Source organism: Kovacikia sp. CALU 1929 (assembly GCF_056784235.1).
In genome coordinates, this window is record NZ_JBXBCF010000068.1 from 71,414 (window position 1) to 87,185 (window position 15,772).

The window sequence follows — 15,772 nt, forward strand, 5'->3', positions numbered from 1 at the left end:
AAGGAGTTGAAAGTAATGGTTTAAGCATAAAGTTTTTCCATAATGGTGTCATGATCTTGGTGGTCTTCTACCATGCTCTCAGCCGATCCTAAACGCTTAGCTAGACCAAGGATAAAGCGGTTACAGTCTGCCCCCTGCGATTCACAACTGGTTTGGACACAGGACAGGTCTTTACCCGTTAACTGACTGAAGAATGCGCTTAAAACCCCTACTTCCAGATGGCACACAGGCAGTTCACCCTTGGGAGCGAGGCGGGCGAAGGGGGAGTTCCAGGTTTTAATCACTAGAAAACCACGTTGATGATGGGACTGATCCAGTTCAATCTTGCCCCAGCCATAGGTAATCCAGCAGGCTTGGAGGCATTGCAAAAACTCTGCCATTGGCATATCAGCCAGAGCAGTACCATAATACTCGGTCAGTTCTTCCCGGAAGCGAATGTAAAAGTTTTTGCCCCACCAGCGCCCACAGTTGCGTAAGACTAGGCGGGATGCTTGACCCGTTTCTTTTTCCAATCCAGCATAAATTGCCTGGATCAAGGTCTCTGGAAGTGCCAGCAGGCGATCGCCGCGACGGTTTTCCAGCAAGCCCATTTCCAGGTCACTTCGCACATAGGCATCGGTAGCGTAGTAGTTACCGGGAATTCGGTTATCAACGAGTAGATCAGCGACGGAAATCATAGCTTAGTACCAGGAGAGGGGGGGAGGGGGAAAGAGGAAGGATGAAGGATAAAATCAGGTGATCGCGGGAGACGGAGTGTTTTGCAGTAGTGTATTCTGAGCCATTGACAGAAAGGGAGCCAGCAGGTTCATGTGGGTTGCACTGAGGGTTTGGGAGAGGCGTTGATTTAACAGGCGATGAAGGGTAGTGTCAATTGCCTGAGTGTTATAGACGCTCATGGTTCCGCGTAACCAGCCTAGCAACCTTTCCTGGACAAAGGATTCATCATTCAGCAACATTCCCATCGAGCAATAGCGGAGAAGCAAGAGGGCATTTTTAATACTGCGCTCCAGATTTTCAATTTTTTCCTGGGGCATCGCCGCCTGCAACTGGTCGGCTACCTGTTGCATCACTTCCAACTCGTGGTCTCTAACCGCGCGATATGCCTCCAATCGCTCCGGCAATGAGTCAACATACTGGTTAATCAGGTTTAACTCTTCAGGGTTGAGGTAGCGGCTTTCGGCTTGGTCGAAAATGGCTTCAATTTGGGGGTGCATGGCAAGTAGGAAAGAAGAAGGATAAAGAAGGAAGGATAAAGGAGGAAGGATGTATGGCTTGTTCCAAAGGATAGGAGCAAAGAGAAGGGAAGTAGACATTCATCCTTCAGCTTTCATCCTTCATCCTTTCTAAAAGAGACTTGAAAAGTCATCGAGAGTGATTTCGTTCGGCTTGGGTGTCTGGCTGAAGGACTGCTGTTGGGGAACGGCACCAGCGATCGCACTCCCATCCCAATTGAATGTGGCAAAGAACTGGTTCACGGGCATTGTCAGATTGAGCGGACCGGCATTACCGGATTCCGACGATGCTATCTTCGCCTCCTGTACTTCTGGCGGGTTATCCTCCCAGTTAATACCTGTGAAGAATTTCTGGACAGAGGATTGCAGCCAAGCTTCGGAGGGACGGAAAGCGGCAGAACCATTGGTGTGGGGTAGGGTCATGGTACTCATCGCACTAGTTCTCCTGACCGCAGACGCTTCTCGATATCTTTTGCGGTTGCCCCTTCGTTGAGCCAGAAGGACGCGGCATCAATTCGGTCTTGACCTCCTAGAAGGAACTTGCAGTAGGTTTCTCCCATGGAGTAGCACTGAATTTCAATGCAGCTCAGTTGTTTTTTCACCATTTCGGTGAAAAAGCCAGCAAACAAACCGGCGTAGAGAAAACAGACCGGCTTGCCCACATCTCCCAGGGTACGAGCGATCGCCGAGTCAAAGATATTGATGAACATGAAGCCCTGTTTGCGATCGCCCATGTCTACTTCCCAACGTCCCCACCCCTGGGAGGTGAAGGGCCACCACCAGGTTTCTAACAAAAACAGCAGGTTGGTCTGGCGAATGTTGCGGTCAAACTCTTTCTGAAACCATTTTTCAAAGAAGAAAGCATCTTTCTGTCCCCACTCGCAGCCGATAGTGTACATGGTGACGGCGGAAGCATCGCCCACTTCTTCTTCTAAACCTTCGACCAGACCAATGATAAAGTCTTCCGTTGTCAGCACATTTTGACCATCATTCCAGTCGGTGATGATGCCCCTTTCAGTATCGAACTGGAAAAAGTCACGAAACCCATAGTGGTTATGCTTTTTGGGGTTCTTGAGCTTGGCGGAATTTTGGTAAGGATTTGCAATTACCATAATTATCTCTCGGCAATAGTTTGAGTGGGTAGGGGCGTTGCTGATTCTAGGGATGAATTAGAAGTTGGATGAATTGGAACGAAGTTTCAACTCATACGGCTATTCAGCACCACCTGGGTAGGGTATCTGGGGCGAAGATAGCAAACTGTCAGCTAAAGCGCCTGAGATAGGGAAGGACAGATGCATTGTCATGTCTGCTCTTAAATTAATATTCCCCGTGCCCTAAGGATCTAACTTCTACAAGGGAATCCAGGTAAAGATTCTTATCGATTTAGCGGGTGCCCAGGAACTGGCGATCGAGTTCAAGAATGGGGGAAAAGAGAGCCGCTTCAGCCGGAGTCAAGTATTCCGTTATCACTTCTTGCATGACCCGGTAGGTCAAATCACAGCAACGCTGATGGTCTTTGAAACTACGCATGATGGTCTGAAGCCAGAGGAGGACGCGCTCTTCCAGGAGGGTTGTAGAGTTGGTCAGCAGGGCGATCGCGGAGTAGCGGAGGACATAGAGCAGATCTCGCTCACAGGTTTTGCTGACATCAACCCGGTCATAAACGAGAATATTGGGGTCAATTTGCCGAATGCGAGTCTGTACCTGTTGCACAATTTGGGTTTCGGCTGCCTGAATCTTACGATAGGCGCTGAGGCGTAGAGTGTAAGATTCAACGTACTTCCCAGCCAGATGAAGTTCTGAGTCAGTGGCATATCGTCCGTCCATTTGGGTGTCCAGAGCATACATTGGACTCAGCATGACCGATCTCCTGTAGTTAATGTAACTTTACAAACATGGTTTCAGGATTCCCTTTCCTACATGATTTGAAACATTTGAGGGAAGCTGCCTACGGCGATTGCTCGATCCGGCCGAGCGACCTCGATTGTTGTAAGGGTGGAATGGGCACTGATCCAGTTTCTTATCTATCCTGGCGATCGCTATAGTAAAAAAACGATGCACGGTTGCTCCCCAAATCTTGAGGAATTTGGAGATGACGGTTTATCAAGTGCGACTTTTGAACTCGGAAGCAGGTCTCGACTCTACAATCTCGGTTCCGGATGGGGAATATATTCTGGATATTGCCGAGGAATCGGGGATTCGGTTGCCATCGGGGTGTAAGCAGGGCGACTGTTCTGCCTGTGTTGCCCGCTTGGTTGAGGGGGAGGTCGATCAGAGTGAACAAAAGTTCCTGCGTCCAGAGGAAGTGGCACAGGGCTATGTGATCACCTGTGTCGGAACGCCTCTGTCTGATTGCACCCTGGAAACCCATCAGGAGAAGGTTTTGTATCAGTCTGCGCTCTACTTGTAGCAGGTGTTAGGTGTCGGGTGTCAGGTGTAGGTGTCAGGGAAGTGTGTTAAGCAGGACCGAAAATGGCTGTATCCTCAGTGTCCGTTCCTGAACAATCTGGTAGCTGGTTTAGGCAGGATTGTTCAGGTGAATTGAACCAGGTTCAACGAAATATCTGGGATCTTGGCTATCCAGTTGCACACCAGGCTTAATATTTAAATAACCCAGTCCCTTTAACCCGATACCCGGTAGGTTCCAGGATGGCGGCGGCGGCTTGTTTACCAGAAATGGTTGCTCCTTCCATGCTATCGATGTAATCCTGCTGGGTGTAGCTACCAGCCAGGTAGAAGTTAGGAATGGGCGTTTTTTGGCTGGGGCGGTAGAGGTCCATACCGGGGGATTCCCGGTAAAGGGATTGGGCAAGTTTAACGACGCTGGACCAGGTCATGCTCAGTTCACGGGAAGAGGGAAATAGATCATGCACCTGTTTGAGTACATGCTGGGCGATCGCCTCGTTGCTCTGTTTAATGAAGGGATCGCCGGGAGTCAACACCAGTTGTAGTAGAGAACCCTGTCCTTCCCGGTAGTAGTCGCTGGGGCTGGTCAGTGCCAGGTCAGCAAAGCAGGAAAAATCGGCATCGGGGGTGTAGAGGAGGTTGTCCAATCCAACGGCTTGTTTGAGTTGCTGGCGCTGGTCTGGATCGTTGAGTTCTGTGACCCAACCGTCAAACCTCAGTTGCACGGTGGCGACGGGGACGGCTTCCAACTTGTAAATATTGTCAAACTCCTTCCATTTGCGCCATTCCTGGGGCAGGAGGCGATGAATTCCAGGCACATCACAGGCAGCGACGTAGGTATCGGCAGTAATGGTTTCTTCGGCAAAGCTGTCTTCGGCTTCACTTTTGCCAATCAATAAGCCGGTTACATGGGTCTGTCCTGCCTGCTCTGCAAATAGCACCTGACGCACTCGTCGGCGCAGGTGAATCTGCACACCCCGTTCTTCCAGGTACTTAACAATCGGTTTGTGTAAGTATTCATCCGGCGAACCTTCCAGCATTCGAAGCACCGAGGCTTCCGTTTTGGCGGCAAAAAACTGGAAGATCGTGAGCATACAGCGGGCAGAGATGTTTTCAGTATCAATAAAGCCCAGGGCGTAGGCGATCGGATTCCACATCCGCTTAAGGCTACCGTTAGAACCGCCATGTTGCCGAAACCAGTCAGCAAAGCTGATGCCATCCAGGTTACGAATTGTTTTCATGGCACCGTCAAAGTCGATTAAGCCCCGCACCAGAGGACTGATGCCAAGGGCGATCGCATTTTGCGCTTTGTCTTGTAAAGAAAGCTGAGAAGTCGTGAAAAATGCTTTTAGCCCATTAAATGGGGCACCTGTAAGGAAGCGAAAATCCAGTGCGCCTAGTTGTCCGCCTCGATTCACAAAGGTATGGGTGTGCGGCTTTAGCCGCAGGTGTTGAAAAGCACCCACTTTTTTCATCAGGTCAAACAGATTGTAGTAGCAACCAAAGAAGACATGCAGACCCATCTCCAGGTGATTACCCTCGGCATCGACCCAGCTACCGACCTTTCCTCCGACAAAGGGGCGTGCCTCAAAAATTTCAACCTCATGTCCAGCATCGACCAGCTCTACTGCTGCTGCCAACCCCGCCAGCCCCGCCCCAACGATCGCAACTCGCATCTATCTGTCCTTTACAATTCCTTAAATATTGTAAAGTAACAATGCTTTTGAGGATATAGGGTTCTGGTCGGTTAACCTCAAACCCTCCAGACCTCCGAGGTTTTGAAAACCTCGGAGGTCTAAGCCGGAACCTACCAATTACTGCTTTATTAATAAATCAATCCTCGATAACGCCGAACAGGTGGCGATTCAGGCTCAACCGGGCTGCCCTCTTCTAAGAATTTGGGCTTGCTGGTGGAACGGACACGGGAATTTTCACCCAGGTAATAACTGTCTTTTTCATAACCAGAGGGGGAGTGACCATTCACTTCCAGTCGTACCTCTTCAGGCAGGTCTAGAGGAATCGCCCTTTTCTTAGGTTCCCTCGGGGGATCTGGCTGAAGTTGAGAACGCACTGCTGAACGCGCATCTAGCTGTCGCTTCATAGACAGCAGCACCGAGATCAGCGCGCCATTATTTAATGGATGGCTATCCAAAATATCCAAAACACGCTTGACCGAAAAAGCAACACTGCTAACCAGGTTCTCCAGTTGAAACCCTGGTAAAAAGTCGGATGCACCCTGATGAACCGCCCACTGTCGCTCAGAGGGCAGGATTTCCTTTTGAGAAGGGTTGGTCAAGATCACCTTGACGGTCGGATGGTTTTGCTGACACCAGCGACAGAAGGCGTAGGGGTTAAAGTGATCCATTCGGACATCAATCAGCAGCAAGTCTGGTAAAGCAAGTCCAGCCTGCTGAAGTTGAGTAATGCTGTCAAACAAATTTATATCTGGAGTTTCCCAGATAACAGAAAGCTGCTGAGACTTGAGCACCGTTTGCCAGATGAGTCCCTGAATTCTCGTCATCTGCACCATCAGAACAAGCTTCTGTGAGTCAGCCATAGGTTTTGATGAATGGGTAGAGCTGTTGGTAGAGCATGGATGCAGGGTTCAAAAGGAGCTAAATATTTAGGTCAACGTATCCAGATTTGTGCCTGGGAGTACTAGAAAAATCCCAGAAGGATTTTGTCTTAAAAGTCTGCATAGCGAAATAATTTCCCTCAAAAGGGTGAGGTACTACCCAATAATAGTACCGAGGAAGAATCCGATAAATCGGTATCCTGGAATGCACTTGCATCCGTACAGTTGGGTACAAGATGAATCCTCAAATTCCCTGGTGTGTTTTGCCTGTTACGAGGTCCCGAAAACCTATGCCAAAGCGCTTGAAGTTGAAATCGAAACGATTCCCTGGATTTCAAAAATTTTTGAGGGGGGGGATTGGTTGGGCGATCGCCCCCTTTCTCCTGCTTGGCTTTTGTTGGAGTGGGGGGGCAGTAGAGCCTGCTTCAACCCCCATTCCGGTCGAAGTCAAGGTGGTGCTGGATACCCTCTGGGTCATCTTTGCTGGAGTCCTGGTGTTTTTTATGAATGCCGGATTTTGTATGCTGGAAACCGGCTTCTGTCGCCGCAAGAATGCCGTTAACCTGCTGGCAAAAAATCTGATTGTGTTTGCGCTGTCCACGGTTGCTTACTGGGCGATCGGCTTTGGCATTATGTTTGGGGATGGTACCCCCTACTTTGGTTCTAGCGGGTTCTTTTTGGTGGGGGCTGACAATAGCCCGACGACTGGAGTTGGCTATCAGGGAGTATTTGACTCCCTCAGTTGGGCAAGCATTCCCCTGAGCGTCAAGTTCTTTTTTCAACTGGCGTTTGCAGGCACTGCTGCGACTATCGTTTCCGGCGCGGTTGCTGAACGAATTCGCTTTCTCGCTTTTTTTGTCTTCAGCCTGTTGCTGGTTGGAGTGACATACCCCATTACCGGGCACTGGGTTTGGGGAAATGGGTGGCTATCTAACCTGGGCTTTTATGATTTTGCCGGAGCGACGGTTGTGCACTCGGTTGGCGGCTGGGCAGCACTGATGGGCGCAATCCTGTTGGGGCCGCGTTTGGGTCGCTATCGCGGAGGGGTGGGAGTGGCAATGCCTGCCCACAACCTGAGTATTTCTACCCTGGGGTGTCTCATCCTCTGGCTGGGCTGGTTTGGTTTCAACCCCGGCTCTACCCTGAGCGCCAACCCAGAACAGATTGGACACATTATTCTCACCACGAACCTATCTGCGGCATTGGGTGGGATTGGAGCCACAATCGCGTCCTGGCTCTATTTAGGCAAGCCTGATCTATCAATGATCATCAACGGCATTCTGGCAGGACTCGTTGGTATCACCGCTGCCTGTGCCTATGTCACAGTCGGCAGCGCTGCCATTATTGGGCTAATGGCTGGGGTGATTGTGGTTTTCTCAGTGACGGTGCTGGATCGGTTGCGGATAGATGACCCGGTAGGGGCAATTTCGGTTCACCTGGTATGTGGTATCTGGGGAACGTTAGCGGTTGGGCTATTCAGTGTAGGACCTAACATTTATAGCTGGTATGGTGAGGGTGTTGGTCCAGGCATTGGCTTACTGCTGAGTGGGGACTTGCAGCAGCTTTTTGCTCAGCTCGTTGGTATTCTTGCGATCGGGGGGTTTACCGCCCTGTTTGCTTTAGTAGCCTGGGTTGGTTTGAAGTACACCATTGGAATTCGCGTATCCCCCAATCAGGAACTCCAGGGATTGGATCTGAGTGAGCACGGGATGGAGGCATACAGTGGCTTTGTAGAGTCAGAGAACTAAGCTGCCCATAGGGCTGAAATAGGCGATGGGAGCTATTTCTGGCTTCCCGTGCAGTTATTCTTGAACCAATCCAGGCGTTAGTTTTTTATGTTGAGCGATCGCTGGAGTGTGGATGACGAGCTTCAAATCCGGCGATCGCTGTATGCAAGGTTGGATAGATATAATCACGTCCAATTTTTTGCGACAATCCCGATCGCTTGAGTTGGGCATAAAGATCCTGTTTGACTCGTGCCATTGCAAATGTGATGCCCTGGCTAGCTAATTCATCAATCAGTTCTGATAGCGTATCAATTGCTGTAATATCCACTTCAGCGATAGCTTCTGTGTTTAATACAAACCACTCTACGGGAACCGTTTCAGTTGCGATCGCCTGGAGGGCACGCTGCTTGAAGTTTTCCACGTTAGCAAAACAGAGCGGTGCATCGTAACGGTAAATCACCAGACCTGGAATGGTAATGGCTCCTTCCCAATCTTCAATGTCGTGCAGTCCAGGAATCTCTGGAGCCTGACCCATAACCGCATCGTGAGGGCGAGCGATACGAGCGAACAAGTCAATGACCGATAAACTGACTGCCACGGCAACCCCAACCAGAATATCGGTGATTAACACACCCGCGAGTGTAGCCAGAGCCAGGGCAAATTCACTGCCTCTAAATCGGCGTAATCTGTGAAACTCGGAAATCTCAATCAGTTTGGTAGCAGCGAAAATGACAATTGCCCCTAGAGCCGCCGTGGGAAAGAGTGCCAGCAACGGACGTAAAAACAACAGAACCAGGATAACGACCACCAGTGCCACCAGTGAAAATAGCTGGGATTTGCTACCCAGGGAATCACCTATCGCCGTGCGGCTGCCGCTGCTGCTGATCGGAAAACCCTGCATTAATCCATTGCCCAGGTTGGCAATCCCCAACGCCAGTAATTCCTGGTTGGCATCAATTTTGTAGTGATGGCGGGTGGCAAAAACACGGGCAGTCAACACATTATCCGAATAGCCCACAATGGCAATGCCAATCGCAGAAGCAACCATTGCTGGCACATCCTGAACCGCTATCTTGGGCAAAGCCCAGCTTGGTAAGCCTGCTGGAATGGCACCAACCACCGCCACCCCCTGTTGATCCAGATCAAACAGAACAACGGCTGCGGTGGAGAGTAACACTGCCAGTAATGGAACCGGGGCAGAGGGAAAACGACGTTGCACAATGAACAAAAAGCACAAAACCAGAACCGCTAAAATCAACGTTGGCAAATGAACTTGATTCAACCTGTGCAAGAATTCACCTACCGTTCCCAACACGCTCTCTGCCTGGATTGAGATGCCGCTAATTTTGCCGAGTTGTCCGACGATCATAATCACCGCCACCCCTGCCATATAGCCAACCAGAATTGGTTTTGATAGCAGATCTGCCAGGAACCCCAATCGGGCACCATAGCTAATCAAACAGACTAAACCGACTCCCAGAGCCAACAGAGCAGCCAAACTGGCGTAGTTGCTGCCATCGGCTGCTGCCAGTGGAGCGATCGCCGCTGCGGTCATGACAGCCGTAGTTGATTCTGGACCAATGGAGAGTTGAGGGGATGACCCAAACACCGTGTAGAAAATTAACGGCAGCAGAATTGCCCATAACCCCGCTACAGGTTCAACCCCTGCCAGTTCTCCATACGCCATGCATTGGGGAATCAGATAGGCAGCTACGGTGATGCCTGCCAGCACGTCTCCACGCAACCACGATCGCTGATAGGACAATAGCTGGTGTAAGCCCACCAGGCGGAATCTTACAGTGATTGGTGTTTTCAGCTTTGTAGTCACGGACTTACGAATTCATTAGTAACGGTTAGTCGTTTGAGATTGAGGCACCAATCGCGATCGCCAGTTATTTTGAAGCGCAAGGTCTTGAAGGACAAGGAACGACTGCCCAATCTTGCGATTCGCTCAAGTGCAAATCGCCGTAATTTTCTCATGTTTAATTTTCCTGACTTCAAGCTTCTTAAAGAATCTTTTGGGTTGGATGGGCTGTAGTCCGCACAAGGTTTTCCCTGTCAGGACGGATCCTCAACCTGCCGTTGTCATGACGACGGGTACCGACTCTCCAGCAGACAACAGATTGGGAAAATGATGGACATTGGGCGCATGGAGCGCTTGAATCCCCAGATTAGCGCGATTGATCAGATCGGCATCTGTTCTAATCAATGCGCCCCGGCTGTCAGAGAGGGAATGGTTGAAGTTAAAGCCATTCAGGTTGAATGCCACCACACCGACCCCTAAAGCGGCACACTAGATAACGACTGTGGGTAAAGCGACCAGCAAAAAGTGGAACGTGCGGTGATTACGGATAGCCAGCCAGGGAATCAGCAGTCGTCCCAGAAAGCCAGAGTGTCCTGAGAGAAAGTTATAGGTGACATAAGGCTGCCCAAATTGATAACCTGCCACTTCCGACTCGCTCTCAGTCGTGCGTTGGTGCAGGCTGGAAATCACCAGCGAACCGTGTAATGTCGCCAGTAAAGCACCTCTAAACACGCCAGCCACCCCCAACATATGCAAATCGACCACTTGGGATTCAGTAAAACGGGCGTTGCTGAAACAAAATATAAATATTCCTCCACTAAACGCTTTGCCTCCGATGGGTCAACACTCCTCGCACCTGTGTAGCGATCAGAGGAGCCAATATCAGAATGACCAGACCCAGCGCCATCCAGCCGCCCTGCAACAGGTTGTAGTCCGCCAGAATGCGCTCCCACGAATAGCCCAGGATCAATCGCCCCAGACTAATCTCAAACGCTAAAGTGAGGAGCGCCCAAAGTATACCCACCCTAAACAATTGAGCGCGCGATGCCTGGAGCCACTGTACGAAAAGAGTGGCGATCGCCAGGATAAGAATAGAACCGGTGAAAAACGAAATCTGACGAGCAGGGAGATCACCCATATAAGGGGCAAGCCATAGGTTACGAGCCGTTCCATGCAGCGTTTCCGCAACTATCATGATGATCCAAACCACGATTCCTTTGAGGAAAACCATGACGGACTCCGCTTCAGGTTCACCATTTAAAGTAGATCTCAAATTTGAGGAACTTGTGAGGAAATCCATCTTCCACAGGGTTCAACACTCTGGTGATGTTTCAACGGCGTGGTCGGTGTCTGGTAGGGGCAATGCAATGCTCAGTAATGTCTCTGTAACCGAGGTTTTAAGAGCCAAAATAATGTAATTCCTGTAATTACTCCAACGACCACGCCGGTTGTGGCTCCTGTGGCAACTCCAATCAGTGCTGTTTGAATTGTGAATTCTCCCGGTTGCGCCAGGGTTGCTCCCATCAAGGCTATCGGCAGTGCTACCCCCCAGGCTAATGCATTGGCAGCCACCCACGTAATCCCTTTACGAACATGGGTTCTGAGTACAAACCACTGAGCAAGTCCCAATACTGCCCCCACCCAGGCTCCCAGAAAAAAAACTGCCTTCAATAGCGCAAACGGTGTTGGTTCAGTCGCTACCCCATCAAAGAAAATCAGGGTCAGCATGACTATGACTTTCAAGCCAATCAGCCATGCAATAATCGCACCAATTCCAGTTGCCACAACCCACCAACCCACATGTTTGATGTAGCGTCGTAGTACCAACCATTGGGTAAATCCTAACGCCATACCTTCTAACCTGGATTATTCACGAAGGGGCAAAAGAAGGATAAGAAAAAGAGCTTGAAACAGAATAGAATCAAGCTCTCTAGAATTTTTAGTGCTCCTATTCTGCCATGACAGAGTGTGATTCAGACCTGCCCTACGATTTTTATTCACATCGGTCTCTAGTCGTTCGTTTTGCCGACCTGGAATTGAGTTCCGATGCGGGGATTTTACTGGCTCGACAAGCCGAACACCAGATGCAAGTTTGCCAAGGGATTGCCGAATGCATTGAGGAATGGCGCGACCCCAACAAAATTACGCATTGAGATTGATCCGGTTTAGTGGACATCTGAATAAGAGTACCCTAGAACTAGGAGGGTTCCATGAGTCAGAAAATCCGCAAGGAATATACAGATCAGCAAAAAGCGGAAGCAGTCAAAATTGTTGTAAGCACAAAGCAATCGGTTCGACAAGTCGCTCGTAATTTAGGGATTGCGGAGAGTAGCCTCAGCCGTTGGGTCCGTGAGAGCCAGGGAAATACTGCGGCTAAATTGTCCGGGGCTTTAAGCCGTGATGAGCGTCAAGAATTGGTGCAACTGCGACGGCAGGTGAAGCAGTTGGAAATGGAGCGAGATTTCTTAAAAAAGGCAGCTGCCTTCTTTGCTCGGGATCTGTCGGTGAACGGTACGAATTGATCGCCGCAGAGAAGGTGAACTACCCCGTCCAGTGGATGGGTCGATGGCTCAAGGTCAGCCGCAGTGGGTTTTACCGTTGGTTGGCGCTCAAACCCAGCCAACGCCAACTGCAAGAACGCATCCTGGCCCAGAGGGTGACGGATATTTTTGAGCAATCCCATCAAAGTTACGGATCTCCCCGCATTACCGTTCAACTGGTCCAGCAAGGGTGGGCTGTCAGTCGCAAACGGGTGATTCGATTGATGCAGCAACAGGGTCTCGTTGCTCGACCTCGTCCCAAGCGGAGTCGGCAAGCCTCAACCCCGGAGACACCGGCGGCTCCCAATCACCTCAACCGTCAGTTTACAGTAGACCATCCGGACCAAGTCTGGGTCGGAGACATTACGTACTTACCCACTACGGAAGGGTGGCGCTATCTGGCGGTTTGGATTGACCTGTTCTCTCGGCGAGTCGTGGGGTGGGTGTTAGCCGACCATCTCCAGACAAATCTGGTACTCGAAGCCTTACAACGGGCGTTTGGCCATCGCCTCCCCCATCCAACGGGGTTACTGGTTCACTCTGACCAGGGATGCCAGTACACCAGCCATGCTTATCGTCAGGTGCTCTCCGCTCGGGGGCTGACGTGCAGTATGTCCCGTCGAGGCAACTGCTGGGACAACGCGGTCGCTGAAAGCTTCTTCTCTACCTTGAAAACAGAGTTGGTCTCTAAAATGGAGGTCTGCAATCGGCTCAGTTACAGGTCGAAGTTGCCACTTGGATTGAAGGGTTTTACAACCAACACCGCAAACATTCAACCCTCAACTATCTTTCTCCCGTTGAGTTTGAACAGAGGTACCATGATGCATCTAGACTAAAATCATCTGTTGCTTGAGTTATTGTCTACAAAAGCGGATCAATCTCAGGTGGCGGGTCTCGCGCTAAGGAGTACTCATCGTATGAAAGTCGCAATCGACTTTTTAGCTTGATATCGTTAGAAAGACACTCGGCTGGAAGCGCTGCAAACACTCAGAGATTCAGGTCTCAAGCGATTCTTTGGCTAACGATGGGTAGAAGAGAACATAATTGGTGGATAAAAAGGCGCACTTCGTTCGAGACGACACCCAGGTTAGGTGACTGTCTTTTTATAGGCATGGCTCCTGAAGCCAAATAAAGCTTGCAATTATTCTTCCCCTATAACTATTTAAAACTGATTTTTCCAGACCTGGAAAAAGACCTTTAGGACAACACCTGAAAATCTTCAAAAAAACGTTGGTCAGCATAAATCTTTGACAAGAGCTATTTGTCAATTTTAAATAGCTCTTTAACGGACAATTCGACAAATTGATAAATCGGGATGACTGGATTCGAACCAGCGGCCCCTTCGTCCCGAACGAAGTGCGCTACCAAGCTGCGCCACATCCCGGCATAGTTCACGATAAAAACATCGCGACACTACAACTCATCTGGTGTATACCAGACTGACACTCATTGTATCACTTGACTCAATCATGGTCTCTGAAGCATGGGCTTATTCAAAATAGCATGGACTGGCTCAGGCTTAACTGGTGGGGTTAAAAGAGCCAACCATCTCAGTACCGCCAGCATTGTAGACTTCGATCGCCAGTCCTGAGTTGTTAGAAATCGTTTGAAGGGCTGACTGGAGAGTATCGACGTGGTTAACGGCACCGCCTAACACCCCATAATTGCCTGACTGACCCGCAGAAAATGCTTGCTTTAAGGCGTTTTCATAGGCAGGCGTAAACTGTACCCGAATGCTATTGCCCAGAACCAAATAGGTACAAGTTCTGGGAGAACCGGAGCAAATGCGATTCAGGTCATCGCGCAGCTTTTGTTGAGCAACCACTGTTCTGAGTTGGGTTTCTGCCTGCTGCAACGAGGTGCTATAGGTAGGAATCAGCTTTTGTGCCGGGTCGTAGAAAGCTGTATTTTCGGAAATTTGCTCAATTTGGTTGAGCGCACTGCGCCAGTTGGTGACTGCTAGAGTCCACTGGCTTTGCTGCTGAAACCTTTCCGCTTTTTGACTCAGAGCCACTGCCTGTTGATAGGCAGTTTGGGCACGCTGTTCCCGGCTGATGCGATCGCGGGCAATCGCCAGTTTGGTGCCGTAATCTGCCAGCAATCCCTGGGAGGGGGTAAAGCTAGTCGTTGTGTTGGGAATCTGCTTCAAAGCATCGATTGCGACCTGCCAGGTTACCTGCACCTGTTGCCAGTTTTCAATGGATTGGGCAACCCCCTGCCGTGTCAGGGCAATACTTGCGGTGGATTTAGCTGCTGCCAGCTTTTTCTGAGCCTGCCGTTCCGCCATCAGGTATTGCTCGACCATCAGCAGATTTTCTCGATAGATGGTCAAACGCTTTTGGGTAAAGGGATGGAGTGGCGTTGTCTGGGGGATGGATTCAAGTTGGGCGATCGCGCTCCTCCAAAGCGACTGGATATTTTGCCACTCAGTCACCGAATGGGGTAAAGACCGTCCTTTTTGGATTGCTTCATCCGCTTTGCTTTCCGCAGCCAGGATCGTATCTATCTGACCCATTTGAGCCTGGTCAGTCTGTAGGATCGCCTGAGCCGCCTTATATTGCCCAGACCAGAGGGGAATTTTGCTCAACCGTTGACTTGCCGCTTTTAGCTTCTCCTGGGCCTGCCGCAAATCCTGTTCTGAGGTTGCCTGCCCCAGGATCCGGGTTGCATCTTGACTGGTTGCCTCAGCCGCCTCAAATGGCTCACATTGCTGGATGAGACAGGGGCGAGAAACGATCAAAATTCCAGCGATAAAAGAGACAATACTGACCCCCACTGCCGCCGCGCCCCAAAGGATCCATTGCGATCGCTCGGCTGGCTCCTCAACCTCCGGCACGGATTTTTCCGAGTCGAGTGTATCCGTAACCAGCGAAGCCTCTTCTGAGTCAGAGTCGGGGTCCAAAACCAGTAGATGATCTAGATCAACGGCTTCTCCCTGGCGATCCAGTGGTTCTTCCAGATACTTCGGGTCCTCAGGGGATAACGCGATTGTGTCAGCGTCCATTGCAGCCTGCTCAAACTGCTCCGATTCCGATGAATCTACTGAAGCCAGTTTGAAGGTGTGAACCGCATAGGGCTGTTTTTGCCCCAACCGCCTGAGATACAGTTTTACCTGGGCGTTGTGAGGAATGGTGCTAGTCCCAAACACGGTTTCGACCCATCCCGGCGCAAAGACTTGAATTGCCTGCTCCAGTGCCTCGAACAGAGATTGCTCACCAGGCTGCTCATCGGGGGTGTGCTGGCTCAAAACCATCAGGTTGCCCCGCTTAACCACACACTGGACTTGAAATGGAATTCCCTGGGGCAGCGATAACAAAAAATCCTGCAACTGTTGAGAAACCTGCTGCAATCCTTCCTGATGAGCCAGAGTCTCAGAGTGCGTTAGTACTTCCATTGGACGATCGAGGCTAGACTGTCGCCAATATCCTACTCGCGATCGGCGAAGACGGCACAATTAGATCACAAGAGTGAAGGGTTTTGAGTTTTGA

16 protein-coding genes, 1 tRNA gene and 1 pseudogene are annotated in these 15,772 nt (G+C 50.3%); 4 read left to right on the forward strand and 14 right to left on the reverse strand.

All coding sequences use genetic code 11. From position 1 onward, the window contains the following. Positions 1-20: 20 nt before the first annotated feature. From AC1S52_RS15315 to AC1S52_RS15335, 5 genes are all read right to left on the reverse strand, one after another. Positions 21-677: a V4R domain-containing protein gene (locus AC1S52_RS15315; protein ID WP_482029892.1), complete on the reverse strand. Its 657-nt coding sequence runs from the start codon at positions 675-677 to the stop codon at positions 21-23. 54 nt (positions 678-731) lie between these two features. Further along, positions 732-1,214 (reverse strand): globin family protein, encoded by a 483-nt coding sequence (locus AC1S52_RS15320; RefSeq protein ID WP_482029893.1) that lies wholly within the window; start codon positions 1,212-1,214, stop codon positions 732-734. A gap of 129 nt (positions 1,215-1,343) precedes the next feature. Continuing rightward, positions 1,344-1,664, reverse strand: a complete 321-nt coding sequence (locus tag AC1S52_RS15325) for a hypothetical protein (RefSeq protein ID WP_482029894.1) — start codon at positions 1,662-1,664, stop codon at positions 1,344-1,346. Next, entirely contained in the window at positions 1,661-2,344 is a 684-nt protein-coding gene (locus AC1S52_RS15330; protein ID WP_482029895.1) for a V4R domain-containing protein, read from the reverse strand. Before AC1S52_RS15330 ends, AC1S52_RS15325 begins: the two co-directional genes overlap by 4 nt. Positions 2,345-2,615: 271 nt before the next feature. Then, positions 2,616-3,092 (reverse strand): globin family protein, encoded by a 477-nt coding sequence (locus AC1S52_RS15335; RefSeq protein ID WP_482029896.1) that lies wholly within the window; start codon positions 3,090-3,092, stop codon positions 2,616-2,618. A 232-nt stretch (positions 3,093-3,324) separates the two neighbouring features. Between AC1S52_RS15335 and AC1S52_RS15340 the strand changes: the two genes are divergently transcribed. Beyond that, entirely contained in the window at positions 3,325-3,642 is a 318-nt protein-coding gene (locus AC1S52_RS15340) for a 2Fe-2S iron-sulfur cluster-binding protein (protein WP_482029897.1), read from the forward strand. A gap of 187 nt (positions 3,643-3,829) precedes the next feature. On the opposite strand, the gene zds is transcribed toward AC1S52_RS15340, so the two are convergent. Beyond that, positions 3,830-5,314 carry a 9,9'-di-cis-zeta-carotene desaturase gene (zds, locus tag AC1S52_RS15345; RefSeq protein WP_482029898.1) on the reverse strand — a complete coding sequence of 495 codons (1,485 nt, stop codon included), beginning with the start codon at positions 5,312-5,314 and terminating at the stop codon, positions 3,830-3,832. A 149-nt stretch (positions 5,315-5,463) separates the two neighbouring features. Then, complete coding sequence (locus AC1S52_RS15350; RefSeq protein WP_482029899.1) at positions 5,464-6,195, reverse strand: response regulator; 732 nt, start codon at positions 6,193-6,195, stop codon at positions 5,464-5,466. Between the two features lie 308 nt (positions 6,196-6,503). On the opposite strand from AC1S52_RS15350, the gene AC1S52_RS15355 reads away from it, so the two are divergent. Next, positions 6,504-7,961 carry an ammonium transporter gene (locus AC1S52_RS15355; RefSeq protein WP_482029900.1) on the forward strand — a complete coding sequence of 486 codons (1,458 nt, stop codon included), beginning with the start codon at positions 6,504-6,506 and terminating at the stop codon, positions 7,959-7,961. Between the two features lie 85 nt (positions 7,962-8,046). Here the strand turns inward: AC1S52_RS15355 and AC1S52_RS15360 are convergent, their stop codons facing one another. From AC1S52_RS15360 to AC1S52_RS15380, 5 genes are all read right to left on the reverse strand, one after another. After that, complete coding sequence (locus AC1S52_RS15360) at positions 8,047-9,768, reverse strand: SLC26/SulP family anion transporter (protein WP_482029901.1); 1,722 nt, start codon at positions 9,766-9,768, stop codon at positions 8,047-8,049. 243 nt (positions 9,769-10,011) lie between these two features. After that, a complete protein-coding gene (locus AC1S52_RS15365; RefSeq protein ID WP_482029902.1) occupies positions 10,012-10,209 on the reverse strand; it encodes a hypothetical protein in 198 nt (65 codons plus the stop codon). Between the two features lie 24 nt (positions 10,210-10,233). Continuing rightward, a complete protein-coding gene (locus tag AC1S52_RS15370) occupies positions 10,234-10,509 on the reverse strand; it encodes a hypothetical protein (protein WP_482029903.1) in 276 nt (91 codons plus the stop codon). Between the two features lie 52 nt (positions 10,510-10,561). Then, positions 10,562-10,975, reverse strand: coding sequence for a hypothetical protein (locus tag AC1S52_RS15375; RefSeq protein ID WP_482029904.1), 414 nt, complete (start codon positions 10,973-10,975; stop codon positions 10,562-10,564). Between the two features lie 140 nt (positions 10,976-11,115). Then, positions 11,116-11,595, reverse strand: coding sequence for a hypothetical protein (locus AC1S52_RS15380; protein WP_482029905.1), 480 nt, complete (start codon positions 11,593-11,595; stop codon positions 11,116-11,118). Positions 11,596-11,702: 107 nt separating this feature from the next. On the opposite strand from AC1S52_RS15380, the gene AC1S52_RS15385 reads away from it, so the two are divergent. Next, positions 11,703-11,897 carry a hypothetical protein gene (locus AC1S52_RS15385; protein ID WP_482029906.1) on the forward strand — a complete coding sequence of 65 codons (195 nt, stop codon included), beginning with the start codon at positions 11,703-11,705 and terminating at the stop codon, positions 11,895-11,897. 57 nt (positions 11,898-11,954) lie between these two features. Continuing rightward, a pseudogene (locus AC1S52_RS15390) lies at positions 11,955-13,137 on the forward strand (IS3 family transposase). Between the two features lie 457 nt (positions 13,138-13,594). Here the strand turns inward: AC1S52_RS15390 and AC1S52_RS15395 are convergent. After that, positions 13,595-13,668, reverse strand: a tRNA-Pro gene (locus AC1S52_RS15395). A 135-nt stretch (positions 13,669-13,803) separates the two neighbouring features. Next, positions 13,804-15,678, reverse strand: coding sequence for a hypothetical protein (locus AC1S52_RS15400; protein ID WP_482029907.1), 1,875 nt, complete (start codon positions 15,676-15,678; stop codon positions 13,804-13,806). Between the last annotated feature and the right edge of the window lie 94 nt (positions 15,679-15,772).